This window comes from Bradyrhizobium sp. CCBAU 11357 (assembly GCF_028128865.1).
GTDB lineage: Bacteria > Pseudomonadota > Alphaproteobacteria > Rhizobiales > Xanthobacteraceae > Bradyrhizobium.
Genome location: NZ_LBJW01000017.1, coordinates 433,601 through 460,367 on the forward strand (window position 1 = coordinate 433,601; position 26,767 = coordinate 460,367).

28 protein-coding genes and 2 pseudogenes are annotated in these 26,767 nt (G+C 60.3%); 15 read left to right on the forward strand and 15 right to left on the reverse strand.

Annotated features, from left to right (window positions below; genetic code table 11):
* The first annotated feature begins 281 nt into the window (after positions 1-281).
* Entirely contained in the window at positions 282-530 is a 249-nt protein-coding gene (locus tag XI05_RS07080) for a hypothetical protein (RefSeq protein ID WP_271499956.1), read from the forward strand.
* Positions 531-617: 87 nt separating this feature from the next.
* On the opposite strand, the gene XI05_RS07085 is transcribed toward XI05_RS07080, so the two are convergent.
* Together XI05_RS07085 and XI05_RS07090 are read right to left on the reverse strand one after the other, a co-directional pair.
* The gene (locus XI05_RS07085) at positions 618-809 is read right to left on the reverse strand and encodes a hypothetical protein (RefSeq protein ID WP_271499957.1); all 192 of its coding nucleotides are present in this window, start codon (positions 807-809) and stop codon (positions 618-620) included.
* Between the two features lie 616 nt (positions 810-1,425).
* Positions 1,426-1,593, reverse strand: coding sequence for a hypothetical protein (locus XI05_RS07090; protein ID WP_271500656.1), 168 nt, complete (start codon positions 1,591-1,593; stop codon positions 1,426-1,428).
* Between XI05_RS07090 and XI05_RS07095 the strand changes: the two genes are divergently transcribed.
* From XI05_RS07095 to XI05_RS07110, 4 genes and pseudogenes are all read left to right on the forward strand, one after another.
* A complete protein-coding gene (locus tag XI05_RS07095) occupies positions 1,592-1,756 on the forward strand; it encodes a hypothetical protein (protein WP_271500659.1) in 165 nt (54 codons plus the stop codon). The two genes, XI05_RS07090 and XI05_RS07095, sit on opposite strands and share 2 nt — an antisense overlap.
* 270 nt (positions 1,757-2,026) lie before the next feature.
* A complete protein-coding gene (locus XI05_RS07100) occupies positions 2,027-2,221 on the forward strand; it encodes a hypothetical protein (RefSeq protein WP_035680856.1) in 195 nt (64 codons plus the stop codon).
* 697 nt (positions 2,222-2,918) lie between these two features.
* A pseudogene (locus XI05_RS07105) lies at positions 2,919-3,464 on the forward strand (LabA-like NYN domain-containing protein); the annotation flags it as partial.
* A 241-nt stretch (positions 3,465-3,705) separates the two neighbouring features.
* Positions 3,706-4,209 (forward strand): hypothetical protein, encoded by a 504-nt coding sequence (locus XI05_RS07110; RefSeq protein ID WP_271499958.1) that lies wholly within the window; start codon positions 3,706-3,708, stop codon positions 4,207-4,209.
* Between the two features lie 225 nt (positions 4,210-4,434).
* Here the strand turns inward: XI05_RS07110 and XI05_RS07115 are convergent, their stop codons facing one another.
* From XI05_RS07115 to XI05_RS07135, 5 genes are all read right to left on the reverse strand, one after another.
* Entirely contained in the window at positions 4,435-4,680 is a 246-nt protein-coding gene (locus tag XI05_RS07115) for a hypothetical protein (RefSeq protein WP_271499959.1), read from the reverse strand.
* A 671-nt stretch (positions 4,681-5,351) separates the two neighbouring features.
* The gene (locus XI05_RS07120; protein ID WP_028181439.1) at positions 5,352-5,738 is read right to left on the reverse strand and encodes a response regulator; all 387 of its coding nucleotides are present in this window, start codon (positions 5,736-5,738) and stop codon (positions 5,352-5,354) included.
* Positions 5,739-5,855: 117 nt separating this feature from the next.
* On the reverse strand, positions 5,856-6,221 hold the full coding sequence (locus XI05_RS07125) for a PRC-barrel domain-containing protein (RefSeq protein WP_018643617.1): 366 nt from the start codon (positions 6,219-6,221) through the stop codon (positions 5,856-5,858).
* Between the two features lie 596 nt (positions 6,222-6,817).
* The gene (locus XI05_RS07130; protein WP_035681743.1) at positions 6,818-7,285 is read right to left on the reverse strand and encodes a hypothetical protein; all 468 of its coding nucleotides are present in this window, start codon (positions 7,283-7,285) and stop codon (positions 6,818-6,820) included.
* Positions 7,286-7,322: 37 nt separating this feature from the next.
* A complete protein-coding gene (locus XI05_RS07135) occupies positions 7,323-7,550 on the reverse strand; it encodes a hypothetical protein (RefSeq protein ID WP_035681739.1) in 228 nt (75 codons plus the stop codon).
* A 358-nt stretch (positions 7,551-7,908) separates the two neighbouring features.
* Between XI05_RS07135 and XI05_RS07140 the strand changes: the two genes are divergently transcribed.
* The gene (locus XI05_RS07140) at positions 7,909-8,430 is read left to right on the forward strand and encodes a protein-L-isoaspartate(D-aspartate) O-methyltransferase (RefSeq protein ID WP_271499960.1); all 522 of its coding nucleotides are present in this window, start codon (positions 7,909-7,911) and stop codon (positions 8,428-8,430) included.
* A gap of 74 nt (positions 8,431-8,504) precedes the next feature.
* Here XI05_RS07140 and XI05_RS07145 read toward each other — a convergent pair whose 3' ends face one another.
* Positions 8,505-8,696: a CsbD family protein gene (locus XI05_RS07145; protein WP_028153403.1), complete on the reverse strand. Its 192-nt coding sequence runs from the start codon at positions 8,694-8,696 to the stop codon at positions 8,505-8,507.
* 298 nt (positions 8,697-8,994) lie between these two features.
* Here XI05_RS07145 and XI05_RS07150 point away from each other — a divergent pair, with 298 nt between their 5' ends.
* Positions 8,995-9,576 carry an exonuclease domain-containing protein gene (locus XI05_RS07150; RefSeq protein ID WP_333939822.1) on the forward strand — a complete coding sequence of 194 codons (582 nt, stop codon included), beginning with the start codon at positions 8,995-8,997 and terminating at the stop codon, positions 9,574-9,576.
* A gap of 2 nt (positions 9,577-9,578) precedes the next feature.
* On the opposite strand, the gene XI05_RS07155 is transcribed toward XI05_RS07150, so the two are convergent.
* Positions 9,579-9,929: a hypothetical protein gene (locus XI05_RS07155; protein WP_271499961.1), complete on the reverse strand. Its 351-nt coding sequence runs from the start codon at positions 9,927-9,929 to the stop codon at positions 9,579-9,581.
* A 237-nt stretch (positions 9,930-10,166) separates the two neighbouring features.
* Here XI05_RS07155 and XI05_RS07160 point away from each other — a divergent pair, with 237 nt between their 5' ends.
* Positions 10,167-10,526: a DUF6894 family protein gene (locus tag XI05_RS07160; protein ID WP_271499962.1), complete on the forward strand. Its 360-nt coding sequence runs from the start codon at positions 10,167-10,169 to the stop codon at positions 10,524-10,526.
* 11 nt (positions 10,527-10,537) lie between these two features.
* Here XI05_RS07160 and XI05_RS07165 read toward each other — a convergent pair whose 3' ends face one another.
* Positions 10,538-10,942: an ester cyclase gene (locus XI05_RS07165; protein ID WP_271499963.1), complete on the reverse strand. Its 405-nt coding sequence runs from the start codon at positions 10,940-10,942 to the stop codon at positions 10,538-10,540.
* A gap of 427 nt (positions 10,943-11,369) precedes the next feature.
* On the opposite strand from XI05_RS07165, the gene XI05_RS07170 reads away from it, so the two are divergent.
* A complete protein-coding gene (locus XI05_RS07170; protein ID WP_271499964.1) occupies positions 11,370-14,690 on the forward strand; it encodes an adenylate/guanylate cyclase domain-containing protein in 3,321 nt (1,106 codons plus the stop codon).
* 317 nt (positions 14,691-15,007) lie between these two features.
* On the opposite strand, the gene XI05_RS07175 is transcribed toward XI05_RS07170, so the two are convergent.
* Positions 15,008-15,925, reverse strand: coding sequence for an alpha/beta hydrolase (locus tag XI05_RS07175; protein ID WP_271499965.1), 918 nt, complete (start codon positions 15,923-15,925; stop codon positions 15,008-15,010).
* Between the two features lie 267 nt (positions 15,926-16,192).
* Here XI05_RS07175 and XI05_RS07180 point away from each other — a divergent pair, with 267 nt between their 5' ends.
* The 3 genes from XI05_RS07180 to XI05_RS07190 all read left to right on the forward strand — a co-directional run bounded on the left by XI05_RS07180 (position 16,193) and on the right by XI05_RS07190 (position 20,048).
* On the forward strand, positions 16,193-17,638 hold the full coding sequence (locus XI05_RS07180) for an IS1182 family transposase (RefSeq protein WP_271499966.1): 1,446 nt from the start codon (positions 16,193-16,195) through the stop codon (positions 17,636-17,638).
* 334 nt (positions 17,639-17,972) lie between these two features.
* The gene (locus XI05_RS07185) at positions 17,973-18,830 is read left to right on the forward strand and encodes a GNAT family N-acetyltransferase (RefSeq protein ID WP_271499967.1); all 858 of its coding nucleotides are present in this window, start codon (positions 17,973-17,975) and stop codon (positions 18,828-18,830) included.
* Between the two features lie 216 nt (positions 18,831-19,046).
* Positions 19,047-20,048, forward strand: a complete 1,002-nt coding sequence (locus tag XI05_RS07190; RefSeq protein WP_271499968.1) for an ABC transporter substrate-binding protein — start codon at positions 19,047-19,049, stop codon at positions 20,046-20,048.
* A 106-nt stretch (positions 20,049-20,154) separates the two neighbouring features.
* Here the strand turns inward: XI05_RS07190 and XI05_RS39645 are convergent.
* The 3 genes and pseudogenes from XI05_RS39645 to XI05_RS07215 form a co-directional block, all read right to left on the reverse strand.
* Positions 20,155-20,746, reverse strand: a pseudogene (locus tag XI05_RS39645) (ATP-dependent DNA ligase).
* A gap of 535 nt (positions 20,747-21,281) precedes the next feature.
* Positions 21,282-21,524 (reverse strand): hypothetical protein, encoded by a 243-nt coding sequence (locus tag XI05_RS07205; RefSeq protein WP_271499971.1) that lies wholly within the window; start codon positions 21,522-21,524, stop codon positions 21,282-21,284.
* Between the two features lie 1,424 nt (positions 21,525-22,948).
* The gene (locus XI05_RS07215; protein WP_271499972.1) at positions 22,949-23,134 is read right to left on the reverse strand and encodes a PRC-barrel domain containing protein; all 186 of its coding nucleotides are present in this window, start codon (positions 23,132-23,134) and stop codon (positions 22,949-22,951) included.
* A gap of 311 nt (positions 23,135-23,445) precedes the next feature.
* Here XI05_RS07215 and XI05_RS07220 point away from each other — a divergent pair, with 311 nt between their 5' ends.
* Together XI05_RS07220 and XI05_RS07230 are read left to right on the forward strand one after the other, a co-directional pair.
* A complete protein-coding gene (locus XI05_RS07220) occupies positions 23,446-23,712 on the forward strand; it encodes a hypothetical protein (protein WP_271499973.1) in 267 nt (88 codons plus the stop codon).
* A gap of 562 nt (positions 23,713-24,274) precedes the next feature.
* Positions 24,275-24,544 carry a hypothetical protein gene (locus XI05_RS07230; RefSeq protein WP_271499974.1) on the forward strand — a complete coding sequence of 90 codons (270 nt, stop codon included), beginning with the start codon at positions 24,275-24,277 and terminating at the stop codon, positions 24,542-24,544.
* Positions 24,545-24,845: 301 nt separating this feature from the next.
* Here XI05_RS07230 and XI05_RS07235 read toward each other — a convergent pair whose 3' ends face one another.
* Positions 24,846-25,328, reverse strand: coding sequence for an AbiJ-NTD4 domain-containing protein (locus XI05_RS07235; RefSeq protein WP_271499975.1), 483 nt, complete (start codon positions 25,326-25,328; stop codon positions 24,846-24,848).
* Positions 25,329-25,778: 450 nt separating this feature from the next.
* Here XI05_RS07235 and XI05_RS07240 point away from each other — a divergent pair, with 450 nt between their 5' ends.
* Entirely contained in the window at positions 25,779-26,519 is a 741-nt protein-coding gene (locus XI05_RS07240; RefSeq protein ID WP_271499976.1) for a hypothetical protein, read from the forward strand.
* Positions 26,520-26,767: the final 248 nt, after the last annotated feature.

The following is a 26,767-nucleotide window of genomic DNA, read 5'->3' on the forward strand; positions in this document are numbered from 1 at the left end:
TGTGTAACAATGGGGCGTAACATTGCTGTATAGGGTTGTTCGGCCAATGCGCCGCGACGGGTCTCGCAATCGACTATTCGTGCAGCGCATTCCACGCGACATCAGGTCTCAGATTGTCGGTAGGACGCTTGCGATCCCACTCGGTTGTGTAGCGGCTCCGAACTTTGACCCCTATCGGCGCCCAACGATGACCCCAGGCCGAGGCCGATTTTCTTTGCAGCAGCAAGAGCTTCAAACGCCATGGATGGGGTCAATGTTGGAAGGGGTCAAATGGTACGCCGATGCACAATGTGACCTACTACGTCGCTCTACCGTTCGTTTTCTCCGACGACGGCCTAGCCGCCGGCGAGGCAACGGAGTGCCTCAGCGCCAACGCCGCGGTCATGCGGGCCGAGGCGCTGTCCCGAAAACCCGGTCACGCGGGCGCGATCGCGTTCAGCCGGACCGGCGACCCCTCGTCAGGCGACTTCAGTGACGCCAAGTTGATCCGCAAGTTCGGCGAGGTGCCGGACGACCTCGGCACGCTGTGACCGATGACTCGTCGCTCGGGCCGGCGCCTCGCGCTCGTTCGGCCCAGGGGCAAGGTCCCTATAAGCAGCGGGCTGCGATTGAAGGGGTCAACTGAGGCGGTCTTGCTTTCGTCTTCCCGACCAAACCTTTGGAGCGGGTTCACTAAGCAACTGCTTGGCTTTGGCTATCGCCTCGAAAGACCGCCGAACCAATTCCCTGTCGCGCTCGGCCTTGGCGTGCATCCGTTGAAATTTCAGTTGGATTTGCTCGGCAAGCCATTCCAAGTCCGCAGTCGCCATGGTGGTCGCCTCCGGCCCAAGCCGGAAGGTTTAACACAAGTTAAGTTCCTTGGTCCGACAATTTCCAACCGAGGCACGACCCGGCCCAGGATCGCTCTCGAGCGCGCCTGGAGCCACTCCTTCCGCGCCAACAACTTCCCGAGGGTCGACACCGCACCTCCCCACGCTGCCAGCACCACCTCCAGAGAGGTGGTGCTGGCGTCGATCGCAGTGTCGCGGCTGCTCTGTCGCGGCAGCGGCTGGCCCACCGCTCCTTGTACGCGCCTCAGGCCTGGACGTTCGAGGGGAGACTGGCGCTCGTTCGGGCGCTACTTCGCCGGCGGGCGCAACGGACTGTCCACCCATCTCCGGGCGGCTGGATCGTGCAGCGGATCATCGTCGCAGACGGGACAGACGTATCGGTCGCGGCCGCGCCCCGTCCGCTCCGGGACGAGCTTCATCGCCCTCCCGCAGGCCGGGCACAACTTCCGCACCTGGTGCGATACCGACATCCGATTTCCCCCGCCGCCCCCAGCTTAGTTCCGGACGGAGCGCTCGCTCAAGACAATTCGCCAAGCGCGCGAACCAACGCGTTCGACGATGGCCGCAGTTATCGCCGGACGCGGCCCCGGCCGCATCAGGCAGTATGACCGGCGTCGATGTGCCTGGGCGTGTTCTTCTCGGCTTGCGGCACCATGCGGGCAGGATCGGGAGCGCCAGGAACGCCGCGCGGACCGAGCTGCTCGCGCGCAATGTCGTCCTCGGTCTTGTCAGGCGCTATGCCGTTGATCGGGCGCGGACGCATGATCCTCTTCCCCGGGCGCATCGGCGGTCAATCGCCCGACGCACCGAGCGCCGCTCCAGACCTCTATGACCGGATGTGCCCCAAGGAGTTTCGCGGCTCGGCACCTTGCGTCGTCATCGGCGCCGCACTCCAGCTCATAGACCGCATGGACGACGCCGCATAGATCGACTGCATAGGCCACATAACGCATGGCGGTGCACAACGCGCGATGTTCAGCACACCCGAACGACTCCCAGACGGGCGGTTTGTTCCTACGAATTCGGAATGTCGTCAGTCCGGTCGCTCCGAGCCAAGCGACCGGAAAGCAAGGGCATGTTTGCCGGCGGACGCTTCGCCGCCTATGTTGCCCCCTCGTTGGATGCGTCAGACCACTTGACGCGAAGAGCGTCCCACATTGAAATCTGGCTTTCAGTGATGTTGCGGGGGTGGCGTCGTGGAAGAGTTCTACAGAGGCTTCGCGCAGCGGGCGCGCGATCTGGCGGAGCATGCGGACCCGTTCACCAAGCGGCGGCTGCTCGACCTGGCAAAGCGGTACGACCTCAAGAGCAGCGGATCGAGCTCCGGCCGGGCGTCGGCGCCGCGCGCAATGCCGCCGACAGCGCTCTTCTCGGGCTCGCCTGAGGTCTGACGGACGAACTCCCCGGAACGGAAAAGGGACGCGAAGTTGAGCTGGGTCAATACGAACCGGCAGCGCAAGCGTATGGTTTTTCCGGTACCGAGCGACACGTGTCCTTTCGTCGTCATCGTCCATGCCGACCAACGATGTCGCCGCTCGCCGGTTTCGGATGAATTCCGAGGCGATGTTTCGGAGGGTCGCATCCGGGCGGGAGCCCGCCCGCTTGGCGGCGCGTGCCCGCGCCGTGCCTATTTCGCCGCCGAGCGGCGAAGAAGACTATCGGCGCGCTCGGAGGGCGCGGTCCGGCCGTAGGCCGAAGCCAGCAACATCAGGAATAGCGCGCGATTTGCCTGGTACCTGGCAGCGGCTCTGCTCGCTTCCGCCCCTTGCATGAGCGGTCGGCCGTCGGTCGCACGGAGATACCACCTGCATGTGCGGCGCCGTGGCCTCAGATGATTTCGAAGAGGGGCAGGTCGTCCGGCATGGCGCTTCTTGTGGCGATATATTTCCGTCGTCTTCGACGCGGCCCTCGGGGTTCAAGAGTTCACGAAAAAACTTTGAAACGGCAAATGATCCAAGATAGCCTCCCGCAATCCAATTCGGATGCAAAGATGCGCCGAGAAGCGGCGTCAAGCCGCCGACCGTCGGCTCGGATAGCCGATCCATGGGGCGCGTGCGGGAACGCACTTTCCGCATTCGGGGGAGCAGGATGCCGTCCGCACCCAGCAAAATCGCGCTCTTCATCGACGGCGCCAATCTATACGCCACTGCCAAGACGCTCGGCTTCGATGTCGACTACAATCGCCTCCTAAAGGAGTTTCAGGGAAGCGGCACAGTGGTCCGCGCCTTCTACTACACCGCCGTCATCGAGGACCAGGAGTTCACCTCGATCCGCCCCTTGGTCGATTGGCTCGACTACAACGGCTACACCGTCGTCACCAAGGCGACCCGCGAATTCATCGACATGGCCGGCCGTCGCAGGCTCAGGGGCAAGATGGACATCGAACTCGCGGTCGATGCCATGCAGCTTGCCGGACGGATCGACGAGATGGTGCTGTTTTCGGGCGACGGCAATTTTCGCTCGCTGGTCCAGGCTTTGCAGCGTCGCGGAGTCCGCGTCACCGTGGTCTCCACCATCGCCACCAATCCGCCGATGATCGCCGACGAACTTCGCCGCCAGGCCGACGTCTTCACCGATCTGGTCGAGCTGCAGTCCAAGGTCGGCCGCGACCCGGCCGAGCGCCAAGCCGTTCGCTAACGCGGCGGGACACGGGGGCCGTCCGCGCAGCGCCAGACTTCCTCCAGGCCGAGCAGCGGCAACGACGAATTCGGCCGTTGAACGCGGAGTGAAGAGCGCGCGATCGGCCTAGCAGGGCAACTTTGCTTACCTGCGGCGTTCTGGTTCTTCCTCCGACAATCCCGAACTGCAATTATGCGGCGCAATTGCGATCCTCTTGTTTCTTGTCTCGACACACAAACCGAAGAGGAGATCTCAGATGCGTAGAACCGTTTTTGCATCGATGTTGGTCGCCGGTTTAGTACTCCCCGCATCGGCAGAAGACGCTGGCAAGATCAAGATCCACAGCGGGTGGAAGCTGATCCAGGAACGCGTTGACAAAGGAGTTGCCTACGGAACCCTGTGGGGGGTCACCTTCAATGATGCTGGCGCCGGTCTTCTGCACAAGGCACCTGCTTCTGGCACCTACAGTCTCACACAAGAGACCGGTAAGGGTGAGGGCGAAATCACTTGGGGCATCGGCGATGACCACCTAAAGGGGCCGTTTACCATCACAGTTACGCCCGATGGTAAAGCAACGGGCGAGAACACAATCCGCGAGGCAACTGGAAAACTTGCCGGCGTCATTGGCGGCCCCTTTACGTGCGCTTTTGTGAGCGTAAAGCCCGAAGATCAGCAAGCGTGGTGTACGGAGGTGTTTCATCGGAAAGTAAGCAGCACGATCGGCAGTGCTTCCCATCCGGGCCGGTCTACGCGCCGCTGATCACGGAAACGCCCGCGCCAGGGCTTCCAAATGCCGAAGATGCAAAATGGCCGCAGACTGACAGCCTGCGGCCCACCGGCAAAAAATATGAACAGCGATGAAATACGCCAGTCCCGGGCTCCGGCATAGATGACCGTCGGGGACGCATTGTGGATTCCGGGAGTCTACGGACGGCTTCAAGAGTGAGGTACGAGATCGCAGTGACATGGAGCCGGGTTCTCGCGATCAACCTTGCTTCAGCGCGTCCTTGACCTCACGCGCTGGCCAGCTTTCGCCAGCTGGTATGACGCGGACCTTCACGCCGCCGCCGACCAGCGTGTGCGAGGCCACCTCATCGTCCGCCATGGCCACCGTCAGATCTGTCTCGGGCTTCCAGGCGAGCGTGATATCCAGATCGCCCGGGAACACCTGCCATTGCGAGCCGTCTTCGAGTTCGACGAGGTGACTTTCGGAATGGGACCGGATCTTCATCAGGCCGCATCCAGAGTCCGCTGCGGGTCGCGCTGCACGGACGGTCGCCGCAGCCGGCCGGCCTCGTCACCATGGCACCTTGGACACCTGAACCGGATCGGCTGCGCGGATGACGTCCGCTGCAGGTTCGCGGCCATGGGCCAAGCGCCGCAGCGGGGACATTGTTCCAAGAGGGTCTCGGTTTTGATCATCGTGACGGCTCCTTCAAAGCGAGCCCCATGGTTGCGAACGGCCTGGATTTGCACAGGTTCCCGCCTCGGCGCCTTCTCCCTCGAGAACCTGCCGGTGAAAGCGCCTCGACGGACAGATCCATTCGTGCACCAACATCGCTCTTGCCGTTGTGCGGGATCCGGACCGCCTCGACTGCGTGCACCGAAACGACAACCATGAAGACCGACTCGCACCAGCCCCTCGATTCAGCCGGCGCGTGGGATCGGACCTACCTTGAGTAGCTGATCCGCGAAGAGTTCGAGCGATGCCATCCCGCCGAGACGCTGGAGGATCTCAAGCGGGGAGCGTCCTTTTCGAGAGAGGACGGAGGCCTGCTGCGGGACTGGATGCCCGCCGCCGCCGGCTCGCGCCGCCGCCGCAACGCGCGCTAGAGGAGAGCGCCGGCAAGCGACGATCGGCCGCCCGCGATCGAAGGATCGGAAACTCACGACGATCCCGGTTCAAGCCGGTGAGGCCCCGCTCTCGAGTAGCTGCGAGACGGCGGCAGCCAATTGCGCCGGCGCAAAGGGCTTCTGGATCAGGACGCTGCCGTCGACGCCCTGCGATTGCCAGTCAGGCGCGCTGGCGCTCGTCATATAGACCACAGGAAAGCCAGGCGTGATTTCCCTGATCTGCCGCGCCAGCTCCCAGCCGCTGATGCCGTCACCTAGGTTGATGTCCGTCAGCAGGACCCGACATCCCTCGCGGCCATCGCAAAAGGTGCACATGGCCTCCTCCCCCGAATGGACCGAGCAGGCCTCGAAACCGCCGTCGGACAAGGCGTCCTCGACGAAGCTTGCGATGAGCGCTTCATCCTCCACGACCAGAACACGAACGGCATCACTCACTTTCAAATCTCCTCGGCGACCGACCCGGGTCGTCTCGCGTGCGGCAGTGCGCTGGTCCGCAGTCCGGCGGAAGAGCGACCTCCGCCGTCAGCCAGCCAGGCAACGTGATGAGCCGTGTCAAGCCACCGGCACACCGTAATAGGCGTTCACCGAGCGCGTCGTCGCCGGGTCGCTCCAATTCCAACTGCTCTCGTCGGCGTATTTGGGGGCGCCGCGGAGCTGGTCCTGGGAAATGCCGGTGACTACATAGCCGCCGAGGTTGGTGTCGTATTTCAGCGTCTGCCATGGCAGCGGATAGTGATCGTCGCCGATGCCGAGCAGGCCGCCGAAGCTGAGCACCGCGTACGACACCTTGCCGCTGATCTTGTCGATCATGACGCGCTCGATGTAGCCGACCTTTTCGCCCTTCGCGTCGTACGCGTTCGTGCCCTCGACCTTGTCGCTGCCGATCAGGCTGAACGTCTCGCGATCTTCCATGGTCATGTTGACCTCCTGGGTGTTGTCTTCGGCAATCAACGGGGCCACGATGCCTCTGTTCCTGGCACAATCCGCGGCGGAATGTTCATTTCCCAGGATTGAAGCGGCCGGATCGGATGACGCGCCGCAATGTGCCGGACGAAGTCGGCGAGCGGAGTTAGAGCATGGAGCTGACCGATCTGGAGCGGGATTTTCTGAGGAAGCTCCTCGGCGAATCCTAGGTCAGCCCGCCGACGTTCGACCATGAAATCGTGGCGCGGCTCGTGGAGCTGGGTCTCGTGGAAACCGAACCGCTTCCATCCGGAGATATCGAGTATCGCATCACCGACGCCGGACGGGCGGCGGCTACCGCGTGAACCACAGATCGGCGAGCCGCGGGCAGATCGGAGGAACGATAGCCTTGCCGCCCTATTGAACTGCAGGGACCGTCGCCCGCCGTTGAACTACGGCGCCTGTCGCGGATAGCCAAAGGTCTCACGACCCGCTATTCAGAACTAGCGCTCGCGAGGATAGCCAAAGGCGGCGGCCTCTCGGACTTCCGTGTTCTCGAAGCCACGGGCATAGGCACCGCGCAGCCCGCGCGAGGTCCACCCGCACCCTCCTTATCTGCCCCTCAGCGAGAGGCTGATCCGCGTTACGATGTCGTCCCAGTCGCGCTCTTCGTTCGCCGGGTAGTTGATCAGGACGCAGTGAATCAATCCCCTTGAGAAGTTGCACCGGTCGTACCAGACCTTGTCGCCCTTATAACTGGACACCGCGAAAAACCGAGGCGTCGTTCGCTTGTACTGAATGCGCGCGGGCGGATGCTTCTTTGCGAGAAATGCAGCTGGTGAATCGTTCGAGACGTTGGGCGTGGCCTGTATCGTAAGGTCGGCTCGGCCGTCAGCAGTCCGAAATCGCTGTCCGTAGCCGTCCGGCCGGCCCGCCTCTTCGGTAAAGATCGAGGCCGGAAAATCGACCGAGGTACCTGTCTGCGGGATGGAGTAGGTGGTCCATCTCGCCGGTTGAGCCGAGACCATGGAGGTCGTGACGGCAAGTCCAAGAACGAGCGCCGACACCGTCGATTTCATCGCGTCTCTCCAACACTATGGAGGCCCGATCCGGAAATCACTTCTGGCCCGACGGCGCCTGGGCATTCGAATTGTTCGGGTTCTGCTTGTTAGCCTCATGATGGCCGATCGCGCAGCCGGCCGCCGCGCCGAGCTTGCCATGACCGGCCATGTGGCCGGCGACGCCGCCGACGATGGCGCCCTTGATGCAGCCCTTGGCGTCCGCGCCGGAGGCCGATGCCAGCGCCATTGCGGCCACGCATGCCGCCTTGAAGATCCATTTCATGAGCGTTCTCCGGGCTCGGTTTCCGCGAAATCAATTCGATCCGGAGGCGGTCGTTCCCGTTGCGGGCACGTTCCTGACGGCAGCTCCGCGATTCACTCATCGGCAGCGAACTCGGTCTCGTCGGCGAGAGCGACTCAGCCGTCTCGTCGAGGAGCAAGTCGCGGGCTTCCGAGTTTTCCATCTGTTGGAGCGAAATCGTCCATGCCTGGAGAGGTCATGCGCGCGGTCAGGGAGAGCAAACGGTCCAAGAGGTCCCGCTTCCTCCGCGACGCGATGGTCGACGTGCAGATTGCCAGCCGCGGCATTCGCAGCAGGCGGGTCCTGTTTGCGATGCGGCAGGTCCCCCGCGAAATTTTCCTTGATCGGCGGTTCGCGGGAAGCCGCGTACGAAGACATTCCCGTACCGATTCCGAAAGGGCAGACCATCTCTCAGCCCTACATCGTCGCCAAGATGCTCGAGGCTGCCGCGATCGCCAAATCGGACCGGGTTTTGGAGATCGGCGCGGGTTCGGGTTACCTGGCGGCGCTCGCCGCCAAGCTCGGGCGGGAGGTTTGCGCGCTCGAGCGCCATGAGGCATTGGTGCAGCGCGCCCGGTCGCGCCTTCGGCATCTCGGCTGCCGCAACGTAGATGTGCGTCATGGCGACGGGACCGCAGGATGGCCGGAAGGCGGCGAGTTCGACGTGATCCTGGTGTCGGCCGCCGGCGCGCAGACGCCCGCGGTCCTGAAGGCTCAACTAGCTCCGTCGGGACGACTGCTCATCCCGCTCGGCGGTCCTGACGGTGTGCAGTGGCTGACGAAGCTGACACGCGAGCCGGACGGTAGGTTCGTCGAGGAAAGGATAGAGGAGGTCCGCTTCGTTCCTCTGATCTGCGGCTGAAAGCCCGCGCCATCTCAAATGGCGCGAAAAAGGCCGCCCGGAGGCGGCCAGTTTTTGATCTTCGCTTCTTCTGCTTACTTCTTGAGGGCGTCAGCGGCGTCCCGCGCCGCATCCTTCACGTCCCCCGCAGCGTTGTGGGCGGATCCCTTGGCCTTGTCGATCTTGCCTTCGGCTTCCATGCCCTTGTCGCCAGTGAGCTTGCCGGCACCTTCTTTGATGGCGCCTTTTGCCTTGTCGGCGGCGCCCTTCACATGTTCGCGGTCCATGATCGTATCCTTTGCTGTCCGGAAGATCAGCACAACGATGTTGTTGCGCAGGGGTTCCTCGCAGAACAAAGCACGGTGTTTTCAACGAACACTCTGAACGTGGCCCTTGGCCGAGCAAGCTGGGGCATTCGCAATGTCGGCTATTGGCGGCAGGACCGGATGCGCGGCCATGCATGTTCCAATCGCCGCCCGCGCTGACGATCAGCCGCCGCTGCAACGACGAATGCAGACCGGATGCCCGCCATCGAATTCACAACGGCCGAAAAGCCCGTGAATCGCTTGTTTTTCAGGTACCTCCTTGCAGGCGCTGTGGATATTCTGCGGTGAGCCAGCCGACCGGTTCTGGCAGCCTTTCCGAGCAGCGATGTTACAGGACACGACTGATCTGGTTGCCATGGCCGAGGCATTGAGCCGGTCGGCCGACTACCGGGTGCTGCGACGCCTCGTCGCCCGACCGAGCTACGTCCCGACGGCAGGGCAGGAGGTCAGGAGCGGCATTCTGCTCGACACCGAGACCACCGGTCTCGATCACGCCAAGGACGAGGTCATCGAGCTCGGGATGGTCAAATTCGACTACGCGGCGGACGGGAGGATCGTCGGTGTCCGCGATACCTTCTCCGCCTTCAACGAGCCTAGTGTGCCGATTTCCGCGGAGGTGACGGCACTCACGGGCATCACCGACGAGATGGTCGCCGGCCACAGGTTCGACGACGCGGCCATCACCGCCTTCGCGGAAAACGCGGTCATCGTCATCGCGCACAACAGCGGCTTCGTCACGTTTTCCGGTTCAGTTTGGCATGCCGAGGCGGAAAGCACCGGCATTCGGCCAGGTGAAGGCGGAAATTTTTGGCGATTGGCCGTGAAGCGGGGAGCAAAATGACTTTAGATGAAGCAAACGCTGAGTTGTGCCGCCATCGCGATCTTGCGCTCACGGCCTATGCGCACCGTCTGCTCGCTCAAGGTGCCGACATTCACGGCGAACAGTTTCGTGCGGACCTGGCGAAATACGCCGGCGAGCTGGAGGCTTGGCGGCGCAAAGCTATCGATCGCTTGCGGCAATTCGTCGAGGCGATGACGGAGCGGCCGTCGGCCACCTTGCACTAACTGGCCGGCTCGTGGTTGACGGACCGACGGACGTCCAAATTCGGGCATGTCCCTCTCGGCTCGCCTCCCCGAGGCACGCAGCGCCGACGCCGCCATCCAGCTTTTGATCTGGGCGATCGAGGAGATCAAAAGAACTGGCGACCAAGAGATTCTCTTTCATACTCGCGCTGCCTTGGAGCAACAGCGCATATACTCCACATGCCCCTCGCTTCAACGCGATGCAGGATCAGCCGCCCCTTAAGCAGGCTCAGTCGAAAGGCGCCCCGTCGCATTCCTCAGAGGAGTGGAACGGCGGAACTCAGTTTAACCTGTATCAAGAGACTCGCTATCTGTAGGAACGTTGGCGGCGCCTCCGGATTCACAACCATGCCGCGCTATTATTTTGACTATCGCGACGACATCGGCCTGTGGACGGATGATTCCGGCGAGGAATTGTCGAGCCTCGAAGCGGCCGAAAAGGCTGCGTTGGTTGCGCTGGCCGACGCGGGGCGCGACATGGCGCTCGCCGGCAGACAAGGCTGCGTGTCTATCCAGGTCCGCGACGACTCCGGGTTTTTGCTCCAGGGAACGATCGTGCTGAAAACTGCAGCCAATTATCGGGCGGTCCCTAAGGGAGCCGAACTGTTCCTTGACACGCCGGTGATCGGAGACCCGCAACCCAATCCGCTAACATTGCGACCGGACTGGTCATCCAAGTCCCTGAAGAGAGTGAGCGGAAGTAAATGAAGCGTTTCAGCTCACTTCGGCGGTGGTGGAAGGGCACCAATCTGGTGCAGCAACGCGAAGCGATCCGGTACGCCCCAATGTTCTACAAGTTTCCCGTTGTCGAAACGGCAAACATCGAGCACGTCGATGGCCACGGGTTTACCCGAAGCCGGATCGGTGCCCGTCGCCCTACAACGCGCCCAAACCGTATCTTCCGTTTCAACCGAGGCCTCTAGCGTAAGCTTTAGGTCCTGGATGCTTCTCCTGGCACTTTCGATTTGAGATTTTAGAATGCCGGGACCGGGCAGGTTGCTATTCGTCAAATACTGGTGCTCCAGCAGTCGCTCCGCGCAAACCTCGTCTGCGACTGACAAATCCCCGCGCGAAAAACCGCGGTCAATTATGGAGCGGAAGACTTCAAGGTTGGATTGTGCCAAGGCTGCTCTCCAATGACTAAACGCAGCTTAACAGAGCCTGCTCGCCTATGACAGCTCTGGCACATCTGCGAAGTTATGCCGTGTTTGATGGAGGTCGGCTTATCGCGCCAGAGCGGACCAGATTTGCTCAACCTGAGTTCTTCGCATTTTGACCCTGGCTGTGTGAAAACTCAAAAATCGCAACGCGGCGAAGAATGGTATTTTCCAGTCCCACCTCTAAGTTTAATCCGCTTGCGCGTTGAGCGATTAAAGCGGTCTTGAACGAATAACTTCTTCTATCACGATTGCGCATGTTGGCGTTTTCACACAGCCAAGACCCTGACCGGACATGCAACCTCGCGGTGGGCGCTGGAATAAGTCGGCGCGCGTGGTAGACTTTCGGTCCTATCGGTCCAGAGTGGATTGCACAAAATCCGGAGGGGCCGCGATGCAGCAAACTGCCGACTGGCTCGAAAGGCTCGGAATGTCCGGGTACGCGCAGCGCTTTGCTGAAAACGGGATTGGTTTCGCAGCACTTCGCCATCTGACTGATCAGGACCTTAAGGACATCGGCGTGCTGCTCGGGCATCGGCGCATAATGCTTGCGGCTATCCAGGAGCTTGGGAGCCCTGCCGTAGCTCAACGCGTTACGGCCGAGTTGAAGCCCCAAGATGCCGCCGAACGTCGCCAAGTCACCGTGATGTTCTCGGACCTTGTGGGTTCAACAGCACTTTCCGCACGCATGGACCCAGAAGACCTACGCGAGATCATTTCCGCGTATCAGAAGTGCGTCGCCGACATCGTGCAGCGGTTCGGCGGCTTCGTTGCGAAGTATATGGGCGATGGGGTACTGGTATACTTCGGTTATCCGCAGGCGCACGAAGACGATGCGGAACGGGCCGTCCGGGCGGGGCTGGAGTTGGTAGCTGGTCTAGGTGCTCTGAAGTTCCGTGAGCCCCTGCAGACGCGTGTCGGCATCGCAACGGGACTGGTGGTTGTCGGCGACCTCATCGGGTCCGGCGCTTCTCAGGAGCACGCCATAGTCGGTGAAACGCCAAACCTTGCGGCGCGTTTGCAGGGCGTTGCTGAGCCGAACGGCGTCGTCATTGCGGAGAGTACTCGGAAGCTGTTGGGCAATCTGTTCGAGCTTGAAGAATTTGGGCCGCTAGAACTCAAAGGTATCTCAGGCGCCGTAGGGGCATGGGCTGCGTTGCGGCCGGCTTCAGTCGAAAGCCGCTTCGAGGCCCTGCACGCGAACGGATTGACCGAGCTTGTTGGGCGGGACGAAGAACTCGAACTGCTCTTGCGACGCTGGTCCAAGGCGAAGATTGGTGAAGGCCAAGTAGTGCTGCTCTCCGGCGAGGCTGGTATTGGCAAATCGCGGCTTACGGCGGCGCTGCTGGAAAGCATCGCTAACGAGCCGCATACCCGATTGCGCTATTTCTGCTCGCCGCAGCATACCGACAGCGCTTTTTATCCGATAATCGGCCAGATGGAACGGGCCGCACGATTTGCGCATGACGACGCGCTGGAAACGAAGCTGGACAAGCTCGATACTGTATTGGCGCGGACTTCAACCACTTTGGAGGATACGGCGCTATTCGCCGACATGCTGTCGCTGCCAAAAGAGGGGCGCTACGCGGCGCTCGACATACCCTCCGAGCAACACCGCCAGCGGACATTTAAAGCGCTCGGGTCACAGGTGGAGGCATTGTCGCGCTCCAAACCTGTGCTGATGATCGTCGAGGATGCACATTGGATCGATCCAACGAGTCAGGAAGCTTTCAGCGGGGTCGTTGACCGGCTTCGGACCTACCGTGTGCTGTTGATTGTGACGTTTCGTCCAGGGTTCGAACCGCACTGGATCGGGCGGCCCTACGTCACTGTTCTCACCCTCAATCGGCTGGCGCAGCGCGAAATCGAGACGGTGATTGATCACATCGTGGGCAACCAGCTTATCTCGGCGAGCGTGCGGCAGGACATCATTGAGCGCACGGACGGGATTCCCCTTTTCGTGGAGGAGATGACGAAGGCGGTCCTGGAGACCAAGAGTGAGGGCGAAGCTCGGCGAACTACAGGCAATATTCCGTCACCTGCGGCGGCGGTCCCCGCAAGCCTGCACGCCTCGCTTATGGCGAGGCTCGACCAGCTCGGGCCCGCCAAGGAGGTGGCCCAGATCGGTTCCGCGATCGGGCGAGAGTTCTCTCACACTTTGCTTTTTTCCGTTGCGAGCAAGCCGGAGCCAGAGTTGGCATCCGCCTTAGACCGTCTGATCTCCGCTGGCTTGTTGTTCCGGCAAGGTGTGCCTCCGTATTCCAGCTATCTGTTCAAGCACGCGCTGGTGCAGGACGCTGCCTATGGCACGCTGCTGCGCCGAAGACGGCAAGAGTTGCATGCACGAGTTGCCGCCACCTTGGAGCAGCATTTCGCAGATGTGATGGATCGGCAGCCTGAGATGCTGGCCCATCATCTGACAGGTGCCGGACAGGCGGAACGGGCCTCTGATCAATGGCTAAAAGCCGGCCAGTTTGCGGCTTCCCGCTCCGCGTATGCCGAGGCGGTCAGTCATTTCGATCGTGGTTTGTCCCTGCTGCCATCTCTGTTGGATGAGCAGCGCGATCGGCAAGAGATCAAGCTGCAACTCGCTAAAGGCGTGTCTCTCAGTAACGCCAGAGGCTTCTCCTCGGCCGAAGCAGCAAAAGCGCACGCTCGTGCGCACGAGCTTTCCGAGAAGATAGGAGACATCGATTCTCAGTTCACCGCGATATGGGGGTTGTGGACTTTCCGACGCACGTCGGATTGGAATGCGGCGCGCCAGCTTTCAGACAGGCTCCTGAGCCTGGTCGAAAAGAGTAATAATGTCGGTCTTCGGCTCGAAGCTCATCATACGGGTTGGACAACACATTTCTTCTGCGGCGAACTCGCTCCGGCGCAGGAGCATTGCGAGAAGGGCCGAACCCTTTATGAGTTCGAGAAGCACCGGACGCACGCACACATCTACGGCCACGACCCGGGAGTCTGTGCAGGAACGCTAGGTGCCTGGAGCGCCTGGCTGCTCGGCTACCCTGACACGGCGCTCGCTCGCGTGAATGACGCGTTGGCGCTTGCGGAACGGGTGAAACATCCCTTCAGTCTTGCTATGGCGCGTCTGCATGCGTCGATATTGCACCAGTTCCGACGTGACTCAGCTTCGGTACTGCAGTGCATTGAGAGCGCAGAGACCCTAGCGGCTGAGAAGCGCATTGCCTTGCCGCTCGATCCACGAGTCCTCCGCGGCTGGGCGTTGTTGGCACCGGATAGGATTGAGGCGGCGATTGCCTCCTACCGCGCCGTGCTTGCTGATCCGGCGAAGCAAGGCACGATTCAGTACGCTCCCTATAGCTTTGCGCTCTTTTGCGAGGTGCTTTGTCGCACGGGAAACCACCCCGCCGGAGCCGAAGCCCTGACGGATGCTGCTGCCATTGCGGAACAAAGCGGCGAGCACTGGTGGGATGCGGAAATCTCTCGACTGCGAGGGTTGGTGCCATTACCTCGCGGCCTTGGAGGGAGCAACGCATGGCTGCTGAAGTCCCTACAGACCGCTCGGCAACAACGGGCGAAATCACTTGAGCTCCGGGCAGCGACGAGCCTTGCCCGCTTCTGGTGCGACCAGGGCAAACGCACGGCGGCACGTGATCTGCTGGCTCCGGTTTACGGCTGGTTCACTGAAGGGTTCGACACGCTTGATTTGAAAGAGGCCAAGGCGTTGCTCGACGACTTGGCGTCGTGAGGCAATCGAATGGTCTAGCGACTTCCGAGCTTGGCCCTAAGCCGAACACCGCCTAGCCTTTGTCCTGTCGGCTGAGAGAAGCCAGACCGGCCGCCTGTCCTTGCTCTCCTCTACCGCTGCTTGTGACCCTGGCTGTGTGAAAACTAAAAAATCGAAACGCCGCGAAGAATGGTATTTTCCAGTCCCACCCCTAAGTTTAAGACTAAAGCGGCCTTGGACGAATAACTTCTTCTATCACGATTGCGCACGTTGGCGTTTTCACACAGCCAAGACCCGCAGCGGACTTTTCCACGGTGCGCATTAGCAAGAACGCCGATTCACTCCACCTTCCGCAGGAACTCGAGGATCGGACCGCTGACGGACGTGTCGGTCGTCCCAACCGAAAACGCTTGCGAGAGGTGGCTGTGTTCCTTGAAGACCACGTAGGTGGGGCAGCGACCGGCATCGCAGAGTCCCTTCTTCAGGGCATCGCCTTGCTCGACCGCAGTCGGCGTGTCGAATTCGGTGCGGGCGACGAACAATGGAATGGTGGCCTTCTTCAGTCCCTCGGTTGAGAGGCGTCTCTCGCGCTCGGCGGGGTCGGTCCCGAAATAGGCCGGCATGCCCTTCTCATAATAGCCCGAGAGCATAATCGCCGCTTTGACGCCGTGGCCCTTGGGTCCATGGAATTGCGAATGCCCGACATAGCCGGCAATCAGATCTGCGCCTGCGGAATGGCCCCAGAGCACGAGGTGATCGGGATCGCCGCCGTACTGCGCGATGTTCGCCTGTATCCAGCGCACCACCGCCGCCAAGTCTTCGTGCGCAGCCGGCCACACATGCTTAGGAGCCAGGCGATAGTTGACGTTGACGCCGATCATATCGCGCCGAGTGAGCCACAGCATAATGTTGTCATAGAACGGTGAACCCGCCGCGTGTTTGTCCCCGCGTTCAAATCCGCCGCTGTGGAGGTACACGACGACTGGCTTGGCCGCACCCGGCGGCGGCGTGGCCGTAAAGAGGTCGAGCTTTTGAAGCGGATCCGCGCCGTAAGCGATATCGCGGACGACTGTCACATCAGGGTAAGGCTCCTTCTGGCTGGCGAACAGCGGCGCATAGAGCCGTGTGCCGGGCCCGTCGACAACGGGGCTGATCTTCCGGATGCCTTCGGCAATGTCCGGCGGCACCTGCGCGAGCGCCACGCTGGGAGCGGCCGTCAGCGTGAAGAGCGCAGCGACGAAGGAGAGAGAGTACATGACGACCCCCTTTGATGTAGCCTAGCACTACCGCCGCCAGGGACGCTATTGTGCGCGGCCGATTGATAGCAAGAGTCATCAGCGGCTCGGGCGACGGCATGTCCGATTCTGGCCCATCGCATCCGTTGGCGCAGTGCAGCGGTAGGTCTGTAATCGGGGGCATAGCGGAAGTCATCGCCTCCGGCGCGGACCGCCGCCTTTGACCCTGGCTGTGTGAAAAGCCGCGAGTCGGTTACGATTCCTCCGTTTCCTAATGGGGGGATACGGATGGGACGCTTCGTTGAAGGCGCGGACAGATCCCAGCTGACGCTCTTGCCGGAATGTCTGGAGGATTGGGTAGACGACGACAACCCGGTCCATGTGATCGATGTGTTTGTCGAGGCGCTCGACCTGCATGGAATGGGATTTGAGGGTGTGATCGCCAAGGAGACGGGCCGGCCTTCCTATCATCCAGCAGTCCTTCTGAAGCTTTACATCTACGGTTATCTCAATCGGGTGCAATCCAGTCGCCGCCTGGAACGTGAGGCGTGCCGCAATATCGAGGTGATGTGGCTGATCGGCCGCCTGGCTCCCGATCATAAGACGATCGCCGATTTCCGGAGGGACAATGGTGCGGCGCTTCGGAGGGTTTGTGCGAAGTTCGTTGCGCTATGCCGGCAAATGGGCCTGTTGCAGACCCCAAGCGTCGCAATCGACGGCAGCAAGTTCAAGGCAGTGAACAATCGCGATCGTAACTTCACGCATGCCAAGATGGCGAGGCGGATGGCGCAGATCGAGGAAAGCGTCGGTCGATATCTGCGTCAACTGGATAGCGCCGATCGGCAGGAACCATCGGAAGCGATCAGCATCAAGACGACGAGGATCAAGGAAAAGATTGCTCGGCTGAAGCAGGAGATGAGCCGCCTGGAAGTGCTTGATGCGCAGATGCGCAACACGCCGGATCAACAGATATCGCTCACCGATCCGGATGCTCGTTCGATGGCCACCAGCGGACGCGGATCGGGTGTCGTCGGCTACAATGTCCAGGTCGCGGTGGACACCGAACACCATCTGATTGTTACGCATGAGGTCATAAACGTCGGCAACGACCGTGGGCAGCTTGCTCGGATGTCGAAGCAGGCCAAAGAAGTGCTCGAAGTGGACAAACTCGAGGCGGTCGCCGACCGTGGCTACTTCGACGGAGAGGAGATATTGGCCTGCGAAGAGGCTGGCGTTGCAGTCACGCTGCCCAAGCCGATGACGTCGAACGCCAAGGCGGAGGGTCGGTTCGGCAAACAGGACTTCGCCTACCTGCCTGATGAGGACGTCTACCGCTGCCCGTCCGGCCAGCTGCTGCCCTATCGCTATACCAACATCGAGCATGGAATGACGCTGCGCCGTTACTGGTCGACAGCAGCGTGCCAAGGCTGCGCAATCAAGAGCCAATGTACGCCGTCCAAGGAGCGCCGCATCACCCGTTGGGAGCATGAGCATGTGGTCGAGGAGGTCCAGAGACGGCTCGATTCCAATCCCGACGCCATGCGGACGCGGCGCGAGACGGTCGAGCATCCCTTCGGCACGATCAAAGCCCGTATGGGTGCGACCCATTTCCTGATGAAGCGCCTACGGAATGTTGCCGCTGAGATGGCGCTGCATTTTCTCGCTTATAACCTCACGCGGGTGATGAACATCGTCGGCAAACCGCGCCTGATTGCAGCCATCCGCGCCGTCTGAAGGCCGGAAAGTACGTCCAACAGCGCAATACCGCGTCCCGATACCCACTTTGGCCGTCATTGGGCGATCTGACGCGAGAACATCAGCCGCCTGCGGTGATTGGCGACCACGGCCGCGTGCCGACCATCTGTTTGCACACAACCAAGACCCGATCCGGACATCGGCGAGTAGACCACAATTCGGAGGAACTCTTTCTCGAGTACTCTGGAAAAGACCGAGACGCATAGCAGCGAAGCTCTGGATTATTTACGCTGAGAGCAGTAAGCTGCAGCTTGAAATCCCCGGAACTGTTGGCTCGAATAAGGCGTCAGAGCAATTCGCAGGGGAGGGACGAATGAGCATCGTGCTGCGACCCGGCGCGCCGTCGGATTCCACCGTTTGCGGAAAAATCTGCTTCGAGGCGTTCAGGACAATTGACGATGAGCACAACTTCCCGTGGGATTTTCCGTCGGTGGAGGTGGCCACGCAGGTCCTGACGATGCTGCTGTCCAACTCGGGATTCTACTCGCTTGTCGCCGAGAAGGACGGAAAGGTTGTCGGCAGCAACTTTCTCGATGAACGCGGACCGATTGCCGGGCTCGGGCCCATCACAGTTGATCCGACCTCACAGAACGCGACGATTGGGCGGCGCTTGATGCAGGCTGCGCTCGACCGCGCGAGCGATCGGCGTGCGGCCGGGGTGAGGCTGCTGCAATCCACATTTCACAATCGTTCTCTGTGTTTGTACGCCAAGCTCGGCTTTGACACCCGCGAGACGATCTCGAAAATGAACGGGGCCCCGCTGGGCGTCAGCTTGCCGGGGTACGACGTGCGTCCGGCCAGCGCTACCGATCTCGTCGCCTGCAACGCGTTATGCCACCGGGTTCACGGTCATGATCGTGGCGGCGAACTCCATGACGCGATTAATGCGGGAACGGCGCGGGTCGTCGTGCATCTCGGCCAGATCACCGCCTACGCGACGGATGTCGGGTTCTTCGCTCATGCCGTCGCCGAGAGCAACGAAGGTCTGAAGGCCCTGATCGGATCTGCTCCAAGCTTTCCCGGCGGCGGCTTTTTGGTGCCGACCCGAAATAGCGAATTATTCCGCTGGTGTCTGCAAAATGGCCTCCGACTCGTGCACCAGATGACCCTAATGACGACCGGCCTCTACAACGAGCCTAAGGGCTTTTATCTGCCCTCGGTGCTCTATTGAGCAAGGAGCCTCGGCCCCGAGCATCAGGCCGAGCTTCCGTTCATGGCCCAGCCGAACAGCACGTTAGCGGCGAGATAGTCAGCTCCTGAACGTGGACCGGAAATTGCTCACCTGCTTGATCAATGCTTTTGAACGGACCGGACATCACCAACCTTTCACCACCATCATTCCAGCGGCTCCGGTGGCAAGTCGCGCGCTGCCGAAATCGGAAATGACATGATCGGAGCGATCATGATTGGGTGCCGGTGTTTTATAGGTTTGATAGGAGCGGCCATCGTCGTCGCGCCGCTCTCGATACGCGCGCAGCAGCCGGCCACACCGGTCATTGGATTTCTCAACAACTTGTCGCCCGGTGCGATCGCCCGCCCCGTAGCCGCGTTCCGCGACGGCCTGAAGGAAGCCGGGTTTATCGAAAGCCACAACCTAGTTATCGAATATCGCTGGGCCGAGAATCACAATGATCGCTTGCCGGCGCTAGCTGCCGATCTGGCCCGGCGTCAGGTTGCGGTGATTGTTGCGACCGGCGGTGGCGCCTCGGCGCTAGCCGCAAAGGGTGCGACCACCACAATTCCGATTGTGTTTTCCTCAGCCACTGATCCTGTCGAGCTGGGCCTCGTTGTCAGCCTGAACCGACCCGGCGGAAACGCCACCGGCGTTCATGTGATGACCAACTCTTTGGAAGCCAAGCGGCTGGACCTGCTGCACGAATTGGTGCCAAACGCCGCAACCATCGCCATGCTGGTCAATCCGGGCACCCCCGGCGCCGACAGCCAGTTGACGGAAGCGAAGACGGCCGCGCAAAGCCTCACGCGGAAAATTCACGTTCTAAGGGCACACAACGAGCCGGAGATTGACAGGGCCTTCGCGATCTTGGCCGAGCTCGATGCCGACGCTCTCCTTGTCGCGGCCGATCCGTTCTTCAACGCTCACCGCCAGCGGATTGTCACACTGGCAGCGCGCTACGCCATTCCCGCAATCTACGAGTTCCGAGAGTTTGCCGTGGCCGGCGGCCTGATGAGCTACGGGATCAGCCTGGCCGACGCGTACCGGCAGGTTGGACTTTATACCGGCAGAATTCTTCAGGGCGCTAAGGCCGCCGACTTGCCGGTTATGCAGCCGACCAAATTCGAGTTGGTCATCAATCTCAAGGCCGCGAAGGCGCTGGGCATCACGGTCCCGCCGATGCTGCTCGCCCGCGCCGACGAGGTGATCGAATAGAGACGCCTCTGCTGCGTTGCACGAGTCCGGAATTGGCCCCAAGGCGAAGTGGTCCAATGGGCCGTTGAGGTCCGCTGTTAGTTGCAGATCGGACCTGTTGCTCTGCTCACAGCTCCCGCTCCATCGCCGGGTGTTTGCGGTTCTTCACCTTGATCCAATGCTTGGTCCTGCCGCCCTGATACGGCCGGTCGCGCCGCTTTGACACCAGTCCCTCCAGACCCATGCGACAAGCAGCGCGAAACAGATCAGGCCCAAGCTCTCCCCGTTCGAAGGGATTGATGAAGACACCTTCAGGGCGCCGCGCGAGCAGGCGCGCCAAGTTCGTCTTTCGCATTGACAGGGGAAGCATGCGGAGGTCGTCGCCGCCTTCGGCGAGAATATCGAAGGCGCAGAACTGCACTTCGCGATCGTGTTTGCGGGAGTGAAGCGCGTTGAAATCTGAGATGCCGTCGACGCCCAGCACGACGGCTTCACCATCCAGCACGAAGTGCTTCTCCCGGGCGGACCTTGCGCGCGGCCTCGACGATCCATGGATAACGACTGGCCCAATTGTAGCCGCCACGCGTGATCAGGCGCACGCGGTCGCCATCGCGCTCCAAGCGGAGGCGGTAACCATCATACTTTACTTCATGCAGCCAATCGGGGCCGTCCGGGACTGCAATGCCCTTGCTCGGCAGGCAAAACTCAAATGAACGCATGCGGGAAAAATAGGCATTCGCGGCCTGAATACGAGATGGAGCCCAGTTGAAAGCTTACGGCCTGCCCTCTACGGCCCTGGCGGCAGATCCGGCGCGACTTCGCTCCCGGTGCTGTCACCGAGAGCTTGCTCCACCGCGGATGCGAGCCCAGCAAGATGTTCGGCCAATCGGGCAAACAACTCGCGCTTTTTGGGATCGGTCGCCAAATCTCGAATAAGTGCGCACTCAGCGGCGTCTCGCCGAAGTCTCTCTAAGCTGGGCCTGCATGTCTTTCACTAGCGGCCTCAATGTTCCTTTCTAGGAACATTACAAATAGCTGTTCCCTGTCAAAAGTGAACAAGGGATATCGCTGATTGGGACTAGCCTCCGATTGTATGGCGCACCTCCCCAACGCGCCAGCCGTCGGACCGCCTGCCCTATGTCCGCTCCAGCCCCTAGGAGGGCAGGCTGGTCCGAACGGGTTTTGCGCAGCCGCATCAAAGCGGCTGGCCGCCACCCTAGCATTGAAGCTCAATTGCTGAATGCACACGGCTCTTCACTTAACCGAGGCTCCTGTCCCCGGTAGCCGGACATACGTGCCGCTCTCATGCAGCTCCAGCCAGCCGCGCTCCTGCGCCAAAGCGACTGCGGCGCTGAATTGTTCGCCCGTGCCGCCCTGTCTCAGGAAGTGCACATTGATCAGCTCGATGAAGACGCGTCCGTCCTGCACGGGTTGAATGCCCCTGGCGATCTCGACGGTTATGGCGGGCGGCGTGACCGCCGGGAATGCTCCGATCACACAATGTCAGAGTTGCTGGCCTATTTGGCGACCGTTGGTTTCGCTGGCCTGGGGGTGCACTGCGGAACTGAATGGACTAGACGCCGTCCCAGAAAGGGAATTCAGTGGTTCCATCCATAAAGTCAGCCGGTGCACTCCAACGCGGGAGGAGCCGTAGCGTGATCATCAGACCCCATTTCGAGACGTATTCGATCCCGGCGCGCGTCTGTTTTGCCATCGCGCTCGTGGGTGGCGCGCTACTGGTCGCCCTAGTCGTTACGAACATCTACTTCATAAAATAACGCGCGCGCATGATGTTGGGCACCATGCCTAGAGAGATCGCCATAGCGCTCTGGTCCCTAGCCGCCGCCTGCATAGTGGCATTCAGCGTTGCCGCGCTCGTATCTCCGCATTAGCAAGTAAGGCGCACTCGGCGGCCTCTGTCAGCGGAAGATGGTCTGCAATTCAGCCTGTAGCCGACCAAGCTCTAGCCCTTGTCACGCACGTCCACTGCCTCTCACCGGCCGCCTATTCCACCGCAGCCTCTGGTCCCTGGGCCATCTACCACGAGGCGAGCCATTTTTCGATCGCCGTGCAAGTCTGGGCGTCATCGGCAATGGACATCTGAACCCTGAAATGAGTGCGTCTGCCTGCATCCTTTGCGTCGCCAAGTCTGGTTTCGATGAGCAACAAAAAAACGGCTCCAGTTGTGGGACTGGAGCCGTCACCTTCCTTAACAGCGCTTCCGACATTGGGGGGCTTAAGGTTCGGAAGAGCACCTTCATTCTGCGATGCGTTTTTGGATCTCGTCAATGCTTAGCGCTCGTCCAGAAAAAGTCAGACGATTGCGCTGTCATTTAAACCAGTCAAACACCGGACTTTCACTCATCATTTTAATCTGCGAGACTTTCGATCCGACACAAACAATGGCTTGCGAAGAAGAAGCCCGAAGGAGGTTCGCCGTGGAGAAGGTGCGACGCTTGCGCGCGATGGGTTCTCTGTGCCGTCAACAGGCGGCGTACAACAGCATGAACAAATGGAAACTCCTCGCGGACGCGGAATGCTGGGAGCACTTGGCTGAGCTTGAGCTGTCGTCCCACTTCCGGGAATGCAACGTCGCTAGCTCAATCAGCTCGCTTGAGCCGGCTGGGTGAGAAAAACTCCTGCAACGCGAAATCGACCAATGGGCCAATTCTTCAAACATCGGGGGCGTGCAATGACTAACCGTAGTCGGGCGTTGAACCGCGTTGTCCTGTGCCTGCGTGCTCAGGCGCTTCTTTTTCAGCTTGCCGAACTTGAGACCCTTCGAGGCCGAGTGCGAGAGGCCGAGGAGAATACAGCTCTCGATCAATCGGCAGACCCGGTGAAGTCAACCATTCACTGATTGATCGCAGGTCGTCGAGCGCGCGCTGCTGGGAGGGTATGCCCCACCGGGCCACGGCCGATCAGCCCTCAATGTGTTTCACCGTCGAAATCGGCCAGCGACCTTCATGTCCCGCGACCGAGATGCGAAGTCCGTGCTCATCATCGAGGAAGACGCGATCAATTGTGCCTGCCTTGCCGTCAGTCAAGACGACGGTCTTGCCGACCAGCTCCGTATCGGCCTCGTGCAGTTCGCGCAAGATGTTCATCGCTCGCGCGTCGCCGGTACTTGCAGCACTCACGAATGCACCCTGTTTGGTGCGAATTCTTGTATTCTACCACTCTGGTATTTTGACGCGACACGCAATCGGGGAGTTCCAGGGCGCGTGAATTGAATTCTGAAACGGTCTCTTGGGTCTCTCTTATTATCTTCACTACAGACATGGCCTTTCGGAACTCTTGCAGTCCGCAATGAGTTACAGAGCCGCCGACTGGATGGAGCATGCGGTCGCGTGCGCGATAGCACGTGACGGTTTCTCGATCGCGCCGGTCGGCAGCGCTTGAACAGAGAGAGGCGACAATGAAGGCACCACTTCTTCTTGCTGGCGCATTAATCATCGGATGCGCCGTCCCGGCACTAGCCGATGAGTACTATGTCGTGCAGGGTCCGAACCGCCAATGCACCGTTACCACGACACGTCCGGCGGACAAGGAGGTCGTAACGCAGATCGGTCCGCTGGCTTTCAAGAGCCGCGTGGAAGCCGAAGATCGCATCAAGCAGACCAAAGTCTGCGAGGAAGGGACAGTTGGTAGCAGCAGCAGCACGACTGTCATCAAAGAGAAATAGTCGAGGGCATCATTCCTGATCATCTTTGGCTGTTCGAGAAAAGTCGCGCCCATTCCTGTCGGCGCGACTTTTTGTTCTCGAGACACCAACTGACCAGCGGCTTAGGTTCATTCCGGCGGCCTTTGCCGAATTCCGCCATAACTACGTCAGCAAATGCGCGGATGCTCGAAATCCCAGGCCGCTGCGATCACTGCGAAGAAGAGTTCGCGCAACAAGAGCTGACCGTTCTTGCGCCACCGGCCGGGGGGCGAGTTGATCTGCGCTCGGTGCATCGAGATCAAGCTCCGTCGAGCTGTCGCGAAGCTGGCGCGTGGTGATTAACTGACGCCAAACGCATCATCGTCATCTCTAGTCCGGCTTCCGTGTTATGGATCACAGGCGCCGGATAGTCTGGGAAGACGCGGGGCATCGGCGGCAAGTTGCCGACTTGTAAGCTGTAAAGATATCGCTGGAAAATATTTATGGGCTGGCAACAGTAGAGACAGCTGCCGTCACATGTTGAATTTCCAGCGTTTATACTTTCACGCAACCGAAGCTGCCATCAGACAGTCCGATGATAGACTTGCGGATCGCTGGAGTTTTCCCCATCTCCAGCGCATCAACCATCGACAGAGCGATCAATACGATGATGACTGTCGAAGAATTCGATCTGGAGTCGGCTGCGACCTATGATCAGTGGAAAGCGGAGCAAGAGGCTGAGTGGTTCGGCGTCCGCGAGCAAATCGAGGCAGAATGGGCTGCTAGTGCCTCCTTGACCAAACCCATGTTCGAAGTTCTGCCAGCGCGTGATACGAACGGACGTTGGGTTTGGGCGCTTCTGGAAATCGCTTAAGATGCAGCGCCGGAGCACGAGGATAAGGGCGTCCGTCACATCCTGCGAATTAGACTCTTGATCCAGGTCATCGAGTTCTCGATAGCCCAGTTGGTCTGGTGATCGGTGAGGCTCGGCATAGGCGCAGAGCCGGGGCCGTGTCCGAATGGATTGCGGACTTTCGCAAACAAATGCTTCAGCGCCTCCATTTCCCAGACCTCGATAAGTTTCGCGCCTCGCAGGTTGTCGATGTAGTTGGCAGCGCCTTTCTCCTTGCCTGTGGTAAGTTGCTTTTCATCCGAGATGATCTTGATGGCGCTTTCTAGAGATCGAGCGGCATAGAAGGCGGGGTCGCGACCTCCTGTGTCCCGGAGTCAATCGCCTCCTTCATATCGTGATCGACGTTGTGCCACTTTGGCTCCGCGACCAATTTCCAAAAAGGGGTTTCAATTTGTTGCGCGATCGTTTGGTCCTCCGAGATTTGAATGAAGCCGTTGTGATAGTGCAACTGGCAGCCCGCTTGGCGAAAGCGGGCATTTAACTCGTTGACTGCGGCTTGAAACGTAGCGTTTAGCTTGTCGTTTGCAGCTTGTATCCCATCAGCGCGCTTGCCGGGCAGCCGAAGACCGCGACCTCCTGCAGGGAACGTATGGTCCTGAATCCGAGCAGCTGTTAATTTCTCCGCGAGCCCAGCGTTCAGTTCGGCCACGAAATTCTCATGCTGGCGGAAGCCGATTTCGACTAGGCTGATGCGCTCTTTAATGAAACGGTCGGCCGATACGTTGCCGTCGAAAGGTGTAAGCATCCACGCTTCGCACATCTTCACCGTAGTGTTTTGACCACTGAGCCATACATTCTCCGCGTCCAAAAGCCCTTGCCATGCTCGGAGTCTTTGCCCCCCACGTAGTATGGGCAAATATCGTTCAGGAGTTGGAAGCCCTGTACGAGAAGGCGACGATGCTCTTCGTAGAACGTCTCCCACATAATCGGCAGGGCGTAACGGTGAGCAAAAATATCAGTCAACATCGCTAATCTGCCCAGCCTCCATCGAATCGGAAGCTGAACGGTGGCACAATGCAGGGTAGCGGGGCGAGGATCGAAGCGCTTTTTCCGACCTATTCACAGGGTGATAGCCAGCGACATTATCGATCAGTCATGCGGGTGCCACTATGCAACCGCGTGAGTTACAAAGCGGACCTGCAAATCCGAAAACAGAGTACAATCCAAGGACGAATCGCGAGCCGCCCGGATTGAATTGAAAACCCGTAAGGCCATCTCAATCTGTTATCTATGCGGAGAGCCACTCCGCAACCCGCGCGACGACGATCACGTCCCGCCGAAGCAGTTCTATGCCAGAGCGCTCAGGAGGAAATATAAGACCACCAACCTGCTCACCCTCCCGACGCACCGGGCCTGCAACAACGCTTGGAAACTAGACGAAGAGTATTTTGTCCAAAGCCTCGTCCCGTTCGTGCGCGGTTCGGAGGCCGGTAATGCATTGTGGAGGCACACATTCGACAAGTTCCACAAGGGGCAAGGCGTCGCCTTGGTGATGCAGGTGAAGCAGGAGTTCATGCGTAAGGTTGGCGGAGTTATCCTCCCGGCCAATGTCATCGCCAAGCGATTTGACGCCGACCGTCTTCACGACGTGCTGTGGAAGATTATTCGGGGCTTGCACTTTAGCGACACGCAAGAGGTGTGGCCTGAACGCTGGACGCTCGCAGTAACCATCACGCTCCCGGGACAACAGCCGCCCGACGCTTTTCTGGCAATAACAAACGAAAATCTCCTGAAGACGCGCGGCCCCTATCCGGGGGTGTTTGCCTACAGCGACCACGTGTTCCCCGATGTTAATAACCTGCATTTTTGGGCGATGTTGCTGTGGAATAGGATCATCGTCACCGCTGCATTCCACGACCCGCATTGCGAGTGTGAGCAGTGCACCTTCATAGGTCCTGTATTTCCGGAGCCTCTAAGCGGGACGCGGATGCTGTGATCCCACGTCATGGTGACAGATTGGCGCATCCACAGCCCATTCCGACGGCCGGGGCGAGCGAGACAGAACGGCGGACAGTGAGCCGCCATCGCATTTTTTCTGAACGACCCAAAGGGGAGAAGCCGTCCGTCGACGTTAACAGAGTAGGGCGGGTCTTAGCGCTGCTCCACCCTTGCGCGCCAAAGGGCATCGAAAGTTTTTCGGTCAGCCGGCGCCCGGGCTTCTGCGTCCATCGGATTCCTGGACTT